This is a genomic window from Streptomyces sp. NPDC059897, assembly GCF_042730865.1.
In the GTDB taxonomy this organism is placed as follows: Bacteria; Actinomycetota; Actinomycetes; order Streptomycetales; family Streptomycetaceae; genus Streptomyces.
This window is the reverse complement of the sequence record NZ_JBHWKQ010000004.1, coordinates 1-15,087: the sequence shown is the minus strand read 5'-3', so window position 1 is coordinate 15,087 and position 15,087 is coordinate 1. Positions and strand designations below refer to the sequence as shown.

At 71.7% G+C, this 15,087-nt stretch carries 15 protein-coding genes; 6 read left to right on the top strand and 9 right to left on the bottom strand.

Annotated elements, in window-relative coordinates:
- Window positions 1-43: 43 nt before the first annotated feature.
- Genes fabG through ACFV9W_RS06110 form a run of 6 tightly spaced genes read right to left on the bottom strand, consistent with a single transcriptional unit; the run spans window position 44 to window position 7,558 of the window.
- Complete coding sequence (fabG, locus tag ACFV9W_RS06135; RefSeq protein ID WP_385756084.1) at window positions 44-784, bottom strand: 3-oxoacyl-ACP reductase FabG; 741 nt, start codon at window positions 782-784, stop codon at window positions 44-46.
- Between the two features lie 8 nt (window positions 785-792).
- The gene (locus ACFV9W_RS06130; protein WP_385756082.1) at window positions 793-2,064 is read right to left on the bottom strand and encodes a CoA transferase; all 1,272 of its coding nucleotides are present in this window, start codon (window positions 2,062-2,064) and stop codon (window positions 793-795) included.
- 38 nt (window positions 2,065-2,102) lie between these two features.
- Entirely contained in the window at window positions 2,103-2,873 is a 771-nt protein-coding gene (locus tag ACFV9W_RS06125) for an enoyl-CoA hydratase/isomerase family protein (protein WP_385756080.1), read from the bottom strand.
- Entirely contained in the window at window positions 2,870-4,015 is a 1,146-nt protein-coding gene (locus tag ACFV9W_RS06120; RefSeq protein WP_385756078.1) for an acyl-CoA dehydrogenase family protein, read from the bottom strand. The genes ACFV9W_RS06125 and ACFV9W_RS06120 overlap by 4 nt, the downstream gene beginning before the upstream one ends.
- 23 nt (window positions 4,016-4,038) lie before the next feature.
- On the bottom strand, window positions 4,039-6,186 hold the full coding sequence (locus ACFV9W_RS06115) for an acetate--CoA ligase family protein (RefSeq protein WP_385756076.1): 2,148 nt from the start codon (window positions 6,184-6,186) through the stop codon (window positions 4,039-4,041).
- A 46-nt stretch (window positions 6,187-6,232) separates the two neighbouring features.
- Complete coding sequence (locus ACFV9W_RS06110; RefSeq protein ID WP_385756074.1) at window positions 6,233-7,558, bottom strand: MFS transporter; 1,326 nt, start codon at window positions 7,556-7,558, stop codon at window positions 6,233-6,235.
- Between the two features lie 195 nt (window positions 7,559-7,753).
- On the opposite strand from ACFV9W_RS06110, the gene ACFV9W_RS06105 reads away from it, so the two are divergent.
- On the top strand, window positions 7,754-8,656 hold the full coding sequence (locus ACFV9W_RS06105) for a LysR substrate-binding domain-containing protein (RefSeq protein ID WP_385756072.1): 903 nt from the start codon (window positions 7,754-7,756) through the stop codon (window positions 8,654-8,656).
- Window positions 8,657-8,668: 12 nt separating this feature from the next.
- Here the strand turns inward: ACFV9W_RS06105 and ACFV9W_RS06100 are convergent, their stop codons facing one another.
- The gene (locus ACFV9W_RS06100; protein WP_385756070.1) at window positions 8,669-9,466 is read right to left on the bottom strand and encodes an alpha/beta fold hydrolase; all 798 of its coding nucleotides are present in this window, start codon (window positions 9,464-9,466) and stop codon (window positions 8,669-8,671) included.
- 21 nt (window positions 9,467-9,487) lie between these two features.
- Window positions 9,488-10,993 (bottom strand): carboxylesterase/lipase family protein, encoded by a 1,506-nt coding sequence (locus tag ACFV9W_RS06095; protein ID WP_385756069.1) that lies wholly within the window; start codon window positions 10,991-10,993, stop codon window positions 9,488-9,490.
- Between the two features lie 99 nt (window positions 10,994-11,092).
- Between ACFV9W_RS06095 and ACFV9W_RS06090 the strand changes: the two genes are divergently transcribed.
- Genes ACFV9W_RS06090 through ACFV9W_RS06080 form a run of 3 tightly spaced genes read left to right on the top strand, consistent with a single transcriptional unit; the run spans window position 11,093 to window position 13,015 of the window.
- Entirely contained in the window at window positions 11,093-11,704 is a 612-nt protein-coding gene (locus tag ACFV9W_RS06090) for a TetR/AcrR family transcriptional regulator (protein ID WP_385756067.1), read from the top strand.
- A gap of 49 nt (window positions 11,705-11,753) precedes the next feature.
- Window positions 11,754-12,365 (top strand): class I SAM-dependent methyltransferase, encoded by a 612-nt coding sequence (locus ACFV9W_RS06085; RefSeq protein ID WP_385756065.1) that lies wholly within the window; start codon window positions 11,754-11,756, stop codon window positions 12,363-12,365.
- Window positions 12,366-12,418: 53 nt separating this feature from the next.
- Window positions 12,419-13,015, top strand: coding sequence for a gamma carbonic anhydrase family protein (locus tag ACFV9W_RS06080; protein WP_385756063.1), 597 nt, complete (start codon window positions 12,419-12,421; stop codon window positions 13,013-13,015).
- 42 nt (window positions 13,016-13,057) lie between these two features.
- On the opposite strand, the gene ACFV9W_RS06075 is transcribed toward ACFV9W_RS06080, so the two are convergent.
- Complete coding sequence (locus tag ACFV9W_RS06075) at window positions 13,058-13,468, bottom strand: RidA family protein (protein ID WP_385756061.1); 411 nt, start codon at window positions 13,466-13,468, stop codon at window positions 13,058-13,060.
- Window positions 13,469-13,553: 85 nt separating this feature from the next.
- Here ACFV9W_RS06075 and ACFV9W_RS06070 point away from each other — a divergent pair, with 85 nt between their 5' ends.
- Window positions 13,554-13,922 (top strand): winged helix-turn-helix transcriptional regulator, encoded by a 369-nt coding sequence (locus ACFV9W_RS06070; protein ID WP_385756060.1) that lies wholly within the window; start codon window positions 13,554-13,556, stop codon window positions 13,920-13,922.
- Window positions 13,923-14,081: 159 nt separating this feature from the next.
- A complete protein-coding gene (locus tag ACFV9W_RS06065; protein ID WP_385756058.1) occupies window positions 14,082-15,041 on the top strand; it encodes a D-alanyl-D-alanine carboxypeptidase family protein in 960 nt (319 codons plus the stop codon).
- The last annotated feature ends 46 nt before the right edge of the window (window positions 15,042-15,087 follow it).

Sequence of the window (15,087 nt, the reverse complement as noted above, 5' to 3'; positions counted from 1 at the left end):
GGATGTACGGGGACGGGCTGATGGCCGGGCCACCGGCCCCAACTCACATGAAACGGCCGCCCGTCACCTCCAGCACGGTCCCGGTCATGTACGACGACAGGTCCGAAGCCAGGAAGAGGGCCACGGACGCGACCTCCTCGACCTCGCCCGCGCGCCGCATCGGGATCTCGGCCATCTTCTGGTCCCAGGCCCTCTCCGGCATCGCCTCGGTCATGGCGCTGCGGATGAGGCCCGGCTGGATCGCGTTGACGCGCACACCATGGTGGGCCATCTCCTTGGCGGCGGCCTTCGACAGGCCGACGATGCCGGCCTTGGCCGCGGAGTAGTTGGTCTGCCCGACCATGCCGACCTTGCCGGAGAGCGAGGAGATGTTGACGATCGCGCCGCGTTTTTGCTCGCGCATCACGGCGGCGGCCTTGCGGGTGCCGTTCCAGGTGCCTTTGAGGTGCACGTCGATGACCTGGTCGAACTGGTCCTCGGTCATGGTGCGCATGGTGGCATCGCGGGTGATGCCGGCGTTGTTGACCATGATGTCGAGGGAGCCGAAGGTGTCGATCGCCGCCCGGATCAGTGTGTCCACCTGGGCGGCCTCGGTGATGTCGCAGCGTATGGCGTGTGCGAGGGAGGGCCCGCCGAGTTCCTTGGCGGCGGTCTCGGCCGCGTCGAGGTTGAGGTCGCCGAGCACGACCTTCGCGCCCTCGCGTACGTACGCCTTGGCGATGGCGAGCCCGATGCCCTGGGCGCCGCCCGTGATGACCGCGGTCCTGTCGGCCAGTAGTGCCATGAATGTCCTCAGCTTCCGATGGTGGTGGTGAACGGGCGCGCGGGCCGGCGAGGGGGACGGATGACACCCGCCTCGCCCAGCTTCTCCAACTCGGCGTCCCCGAGCCCGAGTTCGTCGCGAAGTACGTCTTCGGTGTGCTGGCCGACCGTGGGCGAGGGCTCCGGCGTGGACTGGGTGTCGGCCATGACGACGGGCGAGCCGGGTGCCCAGTGCGCGGGCACACCGGACTGGTCGACGCGTGCCATCAGCGGGTGCGCGCGCAGCAGTTGGGCGTCGTCGGCGGCCAGGTCGGCGAATGTGCGGTACGTGGACCACAGCACGCGGGTGCGGGCGAGCGCCTCCTGTGCCTCGGCGAGGGTGCGTGCCGCGAACCAGCCGGCGAGCAGTTCGCCGAGTACCTTGCGGTGGGTGTAGCGCTCGAACTCGTCGGAGAGGTCGGCGCCGAGCGCACGGCCGACGGCGTCGACCGCGTCGGTCAGCCCGGTGACACCGAGCAGCCCACGCCAGTGCCGTTCGGTGAGGGCGACGACCATGAGGCGGCCGCCGTCGGCGGTGGCGAAGTCGCGGCCGAAGGTGCCGTAGACGTAGTTCCCGCCGCGGGCGCGTGGAGCGGCACCCAGCTGGGCCTCGGCGAGGTACCCGAGGTTCCCGGCCGTCGCCAGCGCCACGTCCTCCAGGGCGACACGGACCTGCTGGCCCGCACCCGTACGCAGCCGGTGGCGTTCGGCGGCGAGCAGTCCGACGGCGAGGTACAGCCCGGCGGCGACGTCCCAGGCGGGCATCAGGTGGTTGACCGGGTCGGGCGTGCTCTCCGGGCCGGTGAGCTGCGGAAAGCCCGTGGCGGCCTGCACGGTGTAGTCGACGGCGGCCGACCCGTCCCGGCGGCCCGTGAGCAGCACATGGATCAGGTCGGGGCGGCGGGCGGCCAGGGCCTCGTACGAAAGGTCCTGGTGGCGTTCGGAGTTCGCGAGCACGATGCCGCCGCCCGCGCCGCCGCCGGTGGCCAGGGCCGCGATCAGCTCGCGCCCCTCCTCGTCGCGCATGTCGACCTCGACGGCCCGCTTGCCCTTGTTCAGGCCGGACCAGTACAGGCTCGTCCCGCTGTCGGCGAGCGGGTGCCGGGTACGGTCCGGGGCGCCGTTCAGCGGCTCGACGCGGATGACGTCGGCGCCCAACTGCGCGAGGGTCATGCCGCCGAGCGGGCTGGCCACGTAGCTGGAGAGCTCGACGATCCGCATGCCCTCAAGGGGGCGGGAGCGGGACGCCGTCGGGTGAGGCATGTGTTCTCCTCTCGCTTCGTACGCGTACGGGGTGGGGCTCACGCCGGGAAGACCGGGCGGCGGCGCTCCAGAAAGGCCGCCCGGCCCTCCGCGAAGCCCTCCCCGGCGAGCAGTGCGACCTGCGCCTCGGCCTCCGCGTCGAGGACCGCGTCGAGATCCTGCGCCTCCTGCGCGAAGATCCGCTTCGTGGCGGCGACCATGGCGGGGGACGCGGCGGCGAGCCGCTCCGCCCGCTCCCGCGCCCGCGCGGCCACCTTCTCGGCCGCGACGATCTCGCTGACCAGGCCGATCCGCTGGGCCTCGGCGGCGTTCAGGTCCTCGGCGAAGAGGATGATCTCCTTGGCGCGGGCGGGGCCGACGCGCTGCGCGAGGCTCCAGCTCAGGCCGGAGTCGGCGGTGAGCCCGATCTTGGCGAAGGAGGCCGCGAACCGGGCGTCGTCGGCGGCCACGACGTAGTCACAGGCTGCGGCGAGCCCCAGGCCGAGGCCGTACGCGCCGCCGCGCACCGCGGCGACCACCGGCTTCGCCGAGCACACCAGGGCGCGGGCCACATCGCCCACCACGGCGAGGCGTTCGCGGGCGACGTCCGGGTCCTGCGACATGGAGCGGATGTCACCGCCCGCGCAGAACACCTCGCCCGCACCGGCCAGCACGATCGCCCGGCACTCCGGGTCGCGCTCGGACTCCCGCAGCCCGGCGAGGAGTTCGCGCCGGTCGGCGAGGTCGAGGGCGTTGCGGCGGGCGGGCCGGTTCAGGGTGAGGGTGTGGACGGGGCCCTCGCACCGTATGTCCACGGCGGGCTCGATCATGACCGGGCCTGCCGCAGGAGCTGCTTGGCGATGATGACCTTCTGGATCTCGCTGGTGCCCTCGTAGATACGGAAGAGCCGGGCGTCGCGGAAGCAGCGCTCGACGACGGTGCCGCGCATGTAGCCCATGCCGCCGTGGATCTGCACGGCCAGGTCGGCGGCCTTCGACACCATTTCGGAGCAGAACAGCTTCGCGGCCGACGGGCGGATCTTCCGGTCCTCGCCGGAGTCGTACTTCTCGGCGGCGTCCACGACCATCGCGCGGCCCGCGAGCACACCCGTCTGGATCTCGGCGAGCATTCCCTGCACGAGCTGGAACTCGCCGATGGGGCGGCCGCCCTGCTTGCTGGTCGCCGCGTGCGCGACGGACTCCTCCAGGATCCGCTCGGCCATCCCGACGCACAGCGCCGCGATGTGCACCCGGCCGCGTACGAGGGACCGCATGGCCGTGCCGAAGCCCGCGCCCTCCTCGCCGCCGACGAGCGCCGACCTGTCGACCCGTACGTCGTCGAAGAACACCTCGGCGGTCCAGGCGCCCGCCTGCCCGGTCTTGGCGTCCTTCGGACCGACCGAGACACCCGGCAGACCAGCCTCGACGAGGAACACGGAGATGCCCTTCGTCCCGGACGCCTCCTCGCCGGTGCGGGCGAACACCACGAACAGGTCGGCGAGCGGGGCGTTGGTGATGAACCGCTTGCTGCCGTTGATGACATAGCCGTCGCCCGCACGGACGGCGCGCGTGGTCAGGCCCGAGGGGTCGGAACCCGCCTCGGCTTCCGTCAGCGCGAACGACGCCACCGCTCCCTCGGCGAGCCGGGGCAGCCAGTGCTTCTTCTGTTCCTCGGTGCCCGCGTTGTCGAGGACCTTGCCCGCGATGCCGTTGTTGGTGCCGAACATCGAGCGGAACGCGGGCGTCGTGTACCCGAACTCGAAGGCGAGCCGGACATCCTCGGACAGGCTCGCGCCGAGCCCGCCGTACGCCTCCGGCAGCGTGTACCCGAACAGGCCCATCTCGACGGCCTTGCGGCGGACGTCCTCCGGGATCGCGTCCGTCTCCTCGATCTCGTCCTCGCGCGGGACCACGTCCTCCCGTACAAGGGTGTGGACGGCGGCGACGACCGCCTCGAACTCCTCGGCTTCCATCGTGAAACTCCTTTCCAGGTGGGTCAGTTGAGGGGCGTGAGGTGAGCCAGCGCGTCCACGGCCAGTACCCCCTCGCCCGCCGCGCCGAGCAGCAACGGATTGACGTCCAGCTCCGCGAGCTCGTCCCCGAGGTCGGCGGCCAGCCAGGACAGCCGTGCGATGGTGTCGGCGGCGGCCTCGACGTCGCGGGCGGGTTTGCCGCGCACCTCGCCGAACAGGCGGCTGCCGCGCAGCGAGTGCAGCATGCGGCGGGCGCCCGCCGGGTCGACGGGGGCCACGGCCACCCGGCTGTCGGCGAGCGCCTCGACGAGGATGCCGCCGAGCCCGGTGACCACGACCGGGCCGAACACGGGGTCGTTCTTGACGCCGACGATCAGCTCGGTGCCGCCGCCGTCGGCCATGCGCTGCACGAGGACGCGGGCGTCGTCCACACCGGCCTCGCAGGCGATGCGCAGCACGTCGGCGGCGGCCTCGCGGACCGCGTCCGCACCGTCGAGTCCGAGCCGGACGCCGCCGATGTCGCTCTTGTGCCCGATCCGCTCGGACAGCAGCTTCACGGCGACGGGGCCGCCCAACTCCTGGGCCACGGCTGCCGCTTCGTCCGGAGTTGCGGCCAGTCGCGAGGCGGCGGTACGGACCCCGTAGGCGGCGATCAGCTGCGTCGACTCGTACTCGTCGAGCTGGGTGCGGCCCTCGGCGCGGGCGCGGGAGAGAACGGTGCGGGCGGCCTCGGTGTCGACGTCGGCGGGCCGCTCGGGGGCGGGCAGGGCGGGTCGCAGGCTGAAGTCGGCGAGCAGACCGAGGGCGCGGGCGGCCTGCGCGGGATCGGTGTAGCAGGGGATGCCCAGCTCGCGCAGGCGGGTGCGGGGACGGCCGCTGCCGCCCGTCCACACGACCACGAAGGGCCTCTCGGTCGAGCGGTACGCCTCGTCGAGGGCCTCGATGAGGGTGTCCGCGCAGTTGTCCGCGCAGCCCAGGAGCACGGCGATCATGTCGGTGCCCGGGTGCTCGACGGCCACCTTCAACGAGCGCCGCAGGATGTCGGGTTCGGCCACCAGGGTGCCGGTGAGGTCGACGGGGTTGCGCGGCGACCCGTAGCCGGGGATCGCGGCGGCCATGGTGCGCTGCCACTCCTCGTCCCAGGCACGGACCTCGATGCCGTGGCCCGCCGCCGCGTCGGCCATCAGGGCGCCCGCGCCGCCGGAGACGGACAGCGAGGTCAGCCTGCGCCCCGCCGCCCGGCGGCCGGTCGAGAAGATCTGCGCCGCCTCCAGCATCGACTCGGGGCCGTCCACGCGCAGGATGCCGTACTGGCCGACCGCCCCGTCGAAGACCGCGTCCTCACCGGCGAGCGAGGCCGTGTGGGACTGCGCGGCGCGGGCGCCAGCCTCGGAACGGCCGACCTTGACGGCGATGATCGGCTTGTCCCGCTCGTGTGCCTCCCGGGCGGCGTCCAACAGGCGGCGGCCGCCGGTGACACCTTCGAGGTAGGCGAGGATCACCTTCGTATCGTCGCTGCGAACCAGTCCCTCGACCAGTTCGGCGACCGAAAGGTCCACCTCGTTGCCGGTGTTGAGGTAGTGGGAGATCCCGATGCCGAGGTTCTGGGCGGCGTTGAACACGAAGCCGCCGAAGGCGCCGCTCTGGCTGAGGAAGGCGATGGGGCCCTCGACCAGGTCGGCGTCCTCGTCGAGCGCGGAGGTGAAGGTGGGCAGCGCCCGCTCGCGGGAGGCGATCATGCCGAGGCAGTTCGGGCCGAGGACCCGCACCCCGCTCTCGGCTATCGCGGCCTTCAGGTCCTCCTGCAACTCCACGCCCCGGCCGCCCACTTCGGCGAAGCCGGAGGCGCCCAGGATCGCGGCGGGGATGCCACGCCGGCCGCAGGCGCGGACGGCGTCGGCGGACTGCTCGGCCGACAGCATGATCATGGCGAGGTCGATGTCCCCGTCGATGTCGTCGAGGCCCCGGTAGGCGGTGAGGCCCTGCACCTGGTCGCGCTTGGCGTTGACGGGAAGGATGCGTCCGGTGAACCCGAACCGCTTGAGGTAGTCGACGGGCCGCCCCGACAGCTTGGTCGGGGTGTCGGAGGCGCCGAGGATCGCGATGGAGCGGGGGTGCAGGAGCGAGTTCAGGGCGTCGTCGGTACGGGGGTGGGCTGCGTGCTGCTGCACGGTTCCTCCTCGGAACTGCGAGAGACGAAGTACGCGTAGGGGCAGGTCAGTTGACGACGGCGGGTGGCGCCTCGGTCGACTGTTCCTGGTCGGCGGTCCTGGCCGACAGGGTGAGGAAGGCGCGGGCAGCGACGAGCGAGACGAGACCGAGGACGACCACGAACAGGACGGGCAGCACGATCGTCCCGGAGGCCGACAGCAGCGACTGGAGGATGACCGGCGCCAGACCGCCGAGCACGCCCGCGAGCCCGTACGCCGTGGAGATGCCGGTGTAGCGGACCTTGGCGGGGAAGGCCTGGGCGAACATGCCCGCGACGATCGCGTAGTACATGACGTCAGGGATGGTCGCGAGGACCGCGCCGGTCACGGCCAGCGGGAAGCTGCCGGTGCCGATGAGGGCGAACATGACCGGGATCGTCGGGATCTGGCAGGCCAGGATGACGGTGACGGCCTTGCGGACGCCCCAGCGGGTGGCCAGCACGGCGCCGAGCGGCTGCACGAAGAACTGCACGATGCTCGCGACGAGGATGACGGTGAGGAAGTCCTGCCGGTCCATGCCGACTTCGCCGGTCGCCCAGGACAGGGCGAAGGTGTCACGGGCGTAGACGATGGCGAAGACGGTGAACGCGGCGCCGACACCGAGCAGCAGCAGCTTGGAGTGCTCCCGGAACAGGGTGACGACCGGCACCTTCACCGTCTGGTCGGTGGCCCGCAGCGACACCATCGCCGGGGACTCCTCCAGGCTGAGCCGGATCACCAGGCCGATGATCACCAGCAGCGCGGAGGCCAGGAACGGGATGCGCCAGGCCCACGCGAGCAGCGCCTCGTCGGAGAGCTGCCCGACGGCCAGGAAGGAAAGGGTCGCCAGGATGCGGCCGGTGGGGGAGCCCTGCTGGGCGAAGGCCGCGAACAGGAACCCGCGCTCCTTCTTGGCGTGTTCGGTGGTGATCAGGACCGAGCCGCCCCACTCACCGCCGAGCGCGATGCCCTGCACGGTACGGAACAGGGTCAGCAGGATCGGCGCGGCCACACCGATCTGCCCGTACGTGGGGAGACACCCGATGCCGACCGTACTGACACCCATCAGCAGCAACGTCGCCACCAGCGCCTTCTTGCGGCCCAGGCGGTCGCCGAGGTGACCGAACAGGACGGCGCCGAGCGGACGGGCCAGGAAGCCGACCCAGAACGTGACGAAGGAGAGCAGCACACCGACCGCCGGGGGCACGTCGGCGAAGAACAGCGGGGCGAACACCAGGGCCGAGGCGGTGCCGTAGACATAGAAGTCGTACCACTCGATGGTTGAGCCAAGGTAGGAGGCCCAGCCCGCCCTTCGGGCCATCTTCTCCTCTGCGGGAAGCCGTGTGCTCGGCATCTCGTCCCGTCCTTCCGGTCGGCCGCGGACGTCGTCGTCCGGGCGTGGGCAGGGGAACTCCGTGGGGGAACAACGTGATCGCGCTCACAGCGAAGCTATGGCTGCCGACTGGTTTCGTCTAACACCAAATTTCCCTACCGTTGATTCGGCGGCGCGACACAATCGCCGATGACCTGCGAAGGAACGGGAGTTCACGTGGAGCTGCGGCACCTGCGGTCGTTCGTGACGGTCGCGGAGGAGCTCAACTTCCGGCGGGCGGCGGAGCGTTTGCGGATGTCGCAGCCGCCGCTGTCCCAGCAGATCAAGCGCCTCGAGCACGAGGTCGGCGTCACGCTGCTGCGCCGCACGACGCGGCAGGTGGCGCTCACGGCGGCGGGGGAGGCGTTCCTGACGGAGGCGCGGAGGGCGCTGCGGGCCGCGCAGGAGGCGCCGCTGGCCGCCCGCCGGGCCGCGAGCGGACAGACCGGGGTGGTACGGCTCGGGTTCAGCGGACCCACCTCCCACGAGGTGCTGATCCTGATGACCCGCAAGTTCCGCGAACACCGGCCGCGGGTCCGCCTGGAGATCCACGGTCCGGTGTACGGCGGCGAGTTGGTGACCCGGCTCACCGACGACGAGATCGACGCGGGCCTGATGCGGCTGCCGGTCGCGGGCACCGGCATCCAGGCCCGCGAACTGACCCGGCACGGCATCGTGGTGGCACTCCCGGCGGGCCACCGGCTCGCCGCGCGCGAGGAGATCGGCATGGCCGACATCCAGGAGGAACCCGTCGTCAGCCACCCCACCAATCGGGGCGCGGGCATCGTGGCCCTGATCCACACCGCCTATCTGGCCCACGGGTCGAGCCCGCGCATCGTCCAGGAGGCACCCGACACGCACACCATCCTGACGCTGGTCGGCGCCGGCGTGGGCATCGGCTTCGTCCCGTCCTCCGCGAGCCACCTCAAGGTCCCCGGCGTGGTCCTCATCCCGGCCCGCGACATCCCACCGCTGCCGCTCGCCCTGGCGTGGCGGGCGGGGGATCCGAATCCGGCGCTGCATGCGCTGATCGATCTGGTGGACGAGATCGCGGGGGACTGTGCGGATCCCACGGGCTGACGGCGGGCTCGGTCAGCCGCGTCGCCGCTCCCAGAGTCCGCGCAGGGCCGCGTTGACGGCGGCGGGTTGCTGGGTGTGCGGGTAGTAGCCGGGCACGCGCACCAGACGGGCCCCGACGGTGGCCGCGACGGCCTCGGCGCAGGCGATCAGCGGCTCACCCGCGTAGGTGCGGTACAGCTCCGGTGCGTCCTGCCAGGTCCCGCAGATCACGAGCTTCGGCCACGGGGCGGCCCGCAGCGGTTCCAGGGCCACCGTCGCCTCCCACACCGGGCGTTCGCGCATCGACGTGGCGACGGCGCGCAAGCGCTGCGCAGTGGGCGCGGGCATGGGCATTCCCAGCCCTTCCGTGGAAGCGCGCAAGTACTCCTCCGGTGTGACGGAATCCGGCACACCGGGGCTCTCGCGCACCCGGCTCAGCATGGCCTCGACCGTCGGGTGGCCGGCGGCCGCGGAGAACGCGGCGGGCTGGATGAGGGCCAGCGAGCGTACGAGGTCGGGGCGGCGGGCGGCGGCGAGCATGGCCGCCAGGCCGCCGTTGCCGTGACCGACCAGGTGCGCGCCGTCGGCCTGACGTTCGAGAAGTTCCACCAGGTCGTCCGCGTCGGTGTCGAAGTCGCTGCGGTCGGTGTCGGGGCTGCGGCCGTAGCCCCGACGGTCCACCAGCAGCAGACGGCGCTGGTCGCCCAGCGGACGCTGGGCGGCAAAACCGTACATCTCGTCGCTGCCCCACGTAAAAATGTTGTGCACGAAGACCGCGGGCGCTCCCCTTGCGGCGCCCTCGCCCCAGACCGTCACGTGGATGCTCTTCATCGGCACTGCTCCGTTTCTCGCCTACGAGAGGTCGAAGGGGGCGGGGGCGTGGCCTTCCCAGATCCGGCGCGATGCCTGTTCGGGGTAGGGCAGGGTCTCCGGTTCGGTGTCCAGAACGCGGGTCAGCCGCCGGTCGGGCCGGTGAGCGGGCCAGCCGGCGTCGCCGGTGCTGATGAAGCGGACCCACGTGTCCCTGAACTCGCGGGAGAGCGCGCGTGCTTCGGGAGTGGGCTCGTCGCCGATGAGCTGCCTGCCGACCGGACTGTCGAGGGTGCCGAACGCCAACGGGATGTCGAGACTGTGGCACGCGCCGAGCGCGCCGCCGAGGACCGGGGCGGCCCAGCTCAGCTCGAACAGGTACGAGGCGCCACCGGCCGCGGCATTGGCCTCCGCCAACTGCTGTGACGGCATGCGGAAGAGCGCGTCGGAGTACACCGTCTCCACCAGCTCCTCCGGTGATGCCTGCGGGAACTCGGCCCGGTAGCGGTCCGCGCCGTGCGGTCGCGGGGCGAGCAGGTCCAGGGCCGCGCGGGCGTCGCGTTCGGTGAAGGTGCCGCGCCGTCCGCTGATGACACTGAAGAAGCGGAACTCGTCGCGGGTGTGGCCGACGAGCAGCTCGGTCCCTTGCGCCCGGCCGCCGCGCAGGGCCGGCCAGGGTGTCTCGGGGAGGATCTCGCCGTCGACGACCGGGCACAGGGCGGTGCCGGTCTCGGTGAGCCGTCCCCAGCGCTCCCGGTGTGCCTGGATGTCACTGTTGAGGGAGGTGAGTTCGGCCGCGAGACACCATGGGTCGATCTCGCGCCAGGCCGCGGCGGTGGCGGCCGTCGCGCCGAGCCGGTCCCCGAGCGTGGCGGTGGCCTCGCGCGCCAGCGCGGGAGTGCTGTGCAGGCCCGGCACCGAGTGGGCGATCCCCCGCCGGAACATGCCGCGCGCCCGCTTCATCGTCAGGAGGGCGGCCACCGACCCCGCGCCCGCGGACGTTCCCCCCACGGTGACCCGGTCGGGGTCGCCTCCGAAGGCGGCGATGTTGCGCCGCACCCACTCGAGCGCCGCGATCTGGTCGAGGAATCCGCGATTGGGCGGCGCGTCGTCGAGGAACGCGAACCCCTCCGCGCCGACACGGCAGTTGATGGTCACCACGACGATGCCCGCCCCGGCCAGCGCCGCCGGGTCGTACATCGGGTCGCTGGAGGCCGCCGAGACGTAGCCGCCGACCGGGAGCCACACCAGCACGGGCAGTCCGGCCGCCCCCGGATCGGGGGTGCCGACGTCCAGGGTCAGCCAGTCCGTGCCCTGGGGCGGGCCGGTGTCGATCGGGAGGGAGATCGGCACGGTGGGGCCGAACTCCGTGGCCTGCCGTGTTCCGGACCAGGGGAGCGGCGGGGCGGGCGCGGCGAAGCGGAGCGCTCCGACCGGGGGCTGGGCGTAGGGGATGCCTCGGAACACCGCGTGGCCCTGCCGGCGGAGCCCCTGCACCGTTCCTTCCACGGTCCGCACCCTTGGCTGTTCCGGCAGTCGCACAGGCATGGTGCTTCCCCTCGTCGGCGTGGTCGCCAGGTTTATGGGTCAAGTGTATTATGTCAACCGTATTGGAAAGAGCTCGGGGCGGCAAGGGAGACACTGGCGATGCCGAAACAGGTGGATCACCGCGGACGCCGAGAAGTCATCGCGCGGGCACTGTGGCGTGTGGTGGAGCTGCGCGGTGTCTCGCAACTGACGATGCGTGTGGTGGCGCAGGAGGCCGGTATCTCCCTCGGGCAGCTGCAGCACTACTTCGCTTCCCGGGCCGCCATGCTCTCCTTCGCCATGGACTTCGCGTCCGAGCAGACCTCGATGCGTGTCGAGAGGGGACTCGCGGAGCTCGGTGACCGTCCGCACCCCCGCGACGTTCTGCGGCTGACGCTCGCGGAAATGCTCCCTCTGCACGCGGACGCCCGCGCGACCAGCCGGATGAGCGCCGCCTACGTCCTGGAGGCGCTGCACGACGAGGCCGTTCACGAGCAGGCGCGCCGAGGCCTGCTCCAAGGGCGGGAACTGGTCGAGCAGTTGGTCCGCCAGGCGATCACCGACGGGCACATCGACGCGGACCGCGACCCTGCCACCGAGACCAATCTGCTCCTCGCCCTCACCGGCCTCACCCCCCTGCTGGAGCTCGACGTGGTCGGGCCCCAGGAGGCGCTCGACGCCATCGACGCGCATCTGGACAGGCTGTTCAGCGGGGGCGATCGGCGTGCGTGAGGCGAGGGGCGGACAGGACCGTGCCGCGCCGACGACCTAGAGTCGCCCCATGAGTCGTTGGCAGGAACTGACCGGTGGAAAGTCCGGTGGCGAGTACGCCGCCCGCTTCGAGGCGCTGGCGCGCAGCGGAAAGGACGTGCACGGAGAGGCGTCGTTCTGCGCGGCGCTCGTGCCCGCAGGGGCCCGCGTGCTGGACGCCGGGTGCGGCACCGGGCGGGTCATGATCCGGCTCGCCGAGCTCGGGTACGACTGCGTGGGCATCGACCTGGACGACTCCATGCTCGACGTGGCGCGGGAGCGGGCACCGCACCTGCCCTGGTTCCGGACCGACCTCGCCGAATTCGACCCGGCCGCGCTCGACATCGCCACGGACTTCGACCTCGTGGTCGCCGCCGGGAACGTCATGCCGCTCCTCACCCCCGGCACCGAGGCCGCGGTCGTCGAGCGCCTGGCCGCGACCCTGCGCCCGGGCGGCCTGCTGGTCGCGGGCTTCGGCCTCGACGCCGCCCACCTGCCCGTGCCGCCCACCATCACACTGGCCGAGTACGACGGGTGCTGCGCGGCGGCCGGGCTGACCCTGCTGGACCGGTTCGCCACCTGGGACGCGGCGCCGTACGAGGACGGCGGCTACGCGGTGAGCGTCCACCGCCTCGGAGCCTGAAGAAGCCCGTAGGGGCGTGCCGACGGTCCCCGCCTGCCCTACGCTCCATGGGCATGCTGATCGAGCACCGTGGAAAACGGCCCGTGGTCCCCGAGTCCGCCTATGTCGCCCCGTCGGCCGTGCTGTGCGGCGCCGTCGTCCTGGGGGAGCGCGCCCGTGTCCTGCACGGAGCCGTGCTCACCGCGGAGGACGGCGAAGTACGCACCGGCCGGGACGTCGTGGTCATGGAGAACGCCCTGGTCCGGGGCAGGGCGGAACACCCCGCGGTGCTGGGCGACTCCGTGCTGGTCGGGCCGCACGCGCACATCAACGGGGCGCATGTAGAGGACGAGGTGTTCGTGGCGACCGGGGTGTCGATGTTCCCCGGGTCGGTGGCGGGCGCGCGCTCGGAGCTGCGGATCAACAGCGTGCTGCACGTCAACTCCCGGCTGAGCCCGGACAGTGTGGTGCCCATCGGCTGGATCGCGGCAGGTGACCCGGCCCGGCTGTTCTCCCCCGACCAGCACGACGAGCTGTGGCAGGAACAGGAGCGCCTGGACTTCCCGGGCACCGTCTACGGTGTGCCGCGCGGCACACCGATGCGGGCGGTCATGGAGCGCCAGGTCGACTTCTACGGCGCACACCGGGAGGACCGGACCCTGCCCGACTGACGTGCGGGGCGGGCGGCCCCCCACCCCGCACGCCCGCCCGGCTCAGTCGAGCACCGCCGTCGCCTCCACCTCCACGAGGACGTCGGGCTCGAAGAGGTGGTCGACCCCGATCAGCGAGGCCGGGGGAAGCCGGTCGCCGAGGCCCAACTCCCCGGTCACCTGGTCGACCCCGGCCATGAACGCGTCGATCTGCTCCGGCGTCCACCGCACCACGTAGAACGTCAGCCGCACCACGTCGTCGAAGGTCGCCCCCGCCCCGGCGAGCCCCGTCGCGGTGTTGCGCAGCGCATGCGCGACCTGTCCCGCGAGGTCGCCCGGTGCCACCTGGGCGCCGTCCGGGGTGCGGGCGATCTGGCCGCTCACGTACACATGGCGCGTGCCGGTGGCGACGGCGACGTGGTGGTACGGGGTGGGCTGCGGCATTCCGGCAGGTGTGAAACGGCGCACGGACATCGGGGCTCCTCATGTCGTATCGACTGGCAGGTATACCTTTGCTACCTGGTGCACGAAGGACACTTCAACGAGACCAGGTTTCGGCATGGATACCGCCCCCGCCCCGGACGACGAACTGCGCGTCACCGCCCCGCACAGGGAACTCCTCGACCAGGTGCTGGACAAGTGGTCGCTGAGCGTCCTCAACGAACTGTGCGAACGGCCCTGCCGCTTCAACGAACTGCGCCGCGCCATCCCCGCGGTGACACAGAAATCCCTCACCGCCACGCTCCGGCGGCTCGAACGCAACGGCATCGTCGAGCGCGAACTGCTCAGCTCCCGGCCGGTCGCCGTCGAGTACCGGATCACACCCCTCGGCAAGACGCTCCGTCGCCCGATCGACGTGCTGCTGGACTGGGCCACGACCCGCATGCCGGAGATCGAAAGCGCACGCAGGGCCTTCGACGGCGAATGACACGCACAGTCCACACACCTTCTTCACGCGGCTAGGGCGCTGTTACCCGGTTATGACACGCCGATCTTGACGTCGACGGGCGGCGGGCAAGTAGGTTCGTGGTGCACCGATTTACCGTGACGAACCGGCGTTGACCACGCCGGGAGGAGGGGACGTCCCATGGGTTCCCATGCCCGACCCAACCGGCTGCACAGGACAGGAGCCAGATTCGCGACGGTCGCGCTCTTCGGCGCCGTCCTGCCGATCACCGCCGGTGGCATCGCCCAGGCGGCCACGCCGGCCGCCACGCACTCCGCGAACCAGGACGAGGGTGCGTCGGCCGCCACGACCCAGGACGTCCCCGACAGCGCGGCCGAGCACGCCTACCTCCTGGACGCCCGCGACGGCAGCCAGGAGCGCGAGATGTGGGCCGGTGCCAAGGCCGACGAGAGCGTGTCCATGGCCAGCACCACGAAGATCATGACCGCCGTGGTCGTGCTCAAGCACCCGGAGTGGCTCGACCGGCAGATCACGGTCAAGCAGGAGTACCGCGACTACGTCCAGGAGAACGGCGCCAGCACCGCCGACCTCCAGACCGGCGACAAGCTGACGGCCCGCCAATTGCTGCACGCCATGCTGATCCCCTCCGGCGGCGACGCCGCCATGGCCCTCGCCGACAACTACGGCGTCGGGAACACCACGGAGGCGCGGATCGCGGACTTCGTGAGCCAGATGAACGCCGAGGCGGCCCAACTGGGCATGACCGGCACCCACTTCGACTCCTTCGACGGCATCTCGCACGGCGACAACCGCAGCACCGCCCGCGACCTCGCCAAGCTCGGCCAGCGCGCCCTGCTCCAGCCGGTCTTCGCCGACGTCGTGAAGCTGAAGAAGTACGAGGCCGAGGCCCCGGCCGCCAACGGCCGCACCCGGTACTACACCTGGGAAACCACCAACGACCTGCTCAGCAGCTACGACGGCGCGCTGGGCGTCAAGACCGGCAGCGGCGAGGAGGCCGGCTACTCCCTCGTCTTCGCGGCGAAGCGGGACAACCGCACCCTGGTCGGAGCGATCGTCGGCGCCGACAAGGAGGTCTTCGGCGACGCGGCGAAGGTGCTCGACTGGGGCTTCGCGCACTGAACGGTCCGTCGCTTACGGGTGAAGGCCCGCCGAACTCCCGTGAGTC

Bases quoted from the DNA above. Each gene is read 5' to 3' on its own strand.
- fabG (WP_385756084.1), bottom strand. From the start codon at position 784: ATGGCACTACTGGCCGACAGGACCGCGGTCATCACGGGCGGCGCCCAG.
- ACFV9W_RS06130 (WP_385756082.1), bottom strand. From the start codon at position 2,064: ATGCCTCACCCGACGGCGTCCCGCTCCCGCCCCCTTGAGGGCATGCGG.
- ACFV9W_RS06125 (WP_385756080.1), bottom strand. From the start codon at position 2,873: ATGATCGAGCCCGCCGTGGACATACGGTGCGAGGGCCCCGTCCACACC.
- ACFV9W_RS06120 (WP_385756078.1), bottom strand. From the start codon at position 4,015: ATGGAAGCCGAGGAGTTCGAGGCGGTCGTCGCCGCCGTCCACACCCTT.
- ACFV9W_RS06110 (WP_385756074.1), bottom strand. From the start codon at position 7,558: ATGCCGAGCACACGGCTTCCCGCAGAGGAGAAGATGGCCCGAAGGGCG.
- ACFV9W_RS06100 (WP_385756070.1), bottom strand. From the start codon at position 9,466: ATGAAGAGCATCCACGTGACGGTCTGGGGCGAGGGCGCCGCAAGGGGA.
- ACFV9W_RS06095 (WP_385756069.1), bottom strand. From the start codon at position 10,993: ATGCCTGTGCGACTGCCGGAACAGCCAAGGGTGCGGACCGTGGAAGGA.
- ACFV9W_RS06090 (WP_385756067.1), top strand. From the start codon at position 11,093: ATGCCGAAACAGGTGGATCACCGCGGACGCCGAGAAGTCATCGCGCGG.
- ACFV9W_RS06085 (WP_385756065.1), top strand. From the start codon at position 11,754: ATGAGTCGTTGGCAGGAACTGACCGGTGGAAAGTCCGGTGGCGAGTAC.
- ACFV9W_RS06080 (WP_385756063.1), top strand. From the start codon at position 12,419: ATGCTGATCGAGCACCGTGGAAAACGGCCCGTGGTCCCCGAGTCCGCC.
- ACFV9W_RS06075 (WP_385756061.1), bottom strand. From the start codon at position 13,468: ATGTCCGTGCGCCGTTTCACACCTGCCGGAATGCCGCAGCCCACCCCG.
- ACFV9W_RS06070 (WP_385756060.1), top strand. From the start codon at position 13,554: ATGGATACCGCCCCCGCCCCGGACGACGAACTGCGCGTCACCGCCCCG.
- ACFV9W_RS06065 (WP_385756058.1), top strand. From the start codon at position 14,082: ATGGGTTCCCATGCCCGACCCAACCGGCTGCACAGGACAGGAGCCAGA.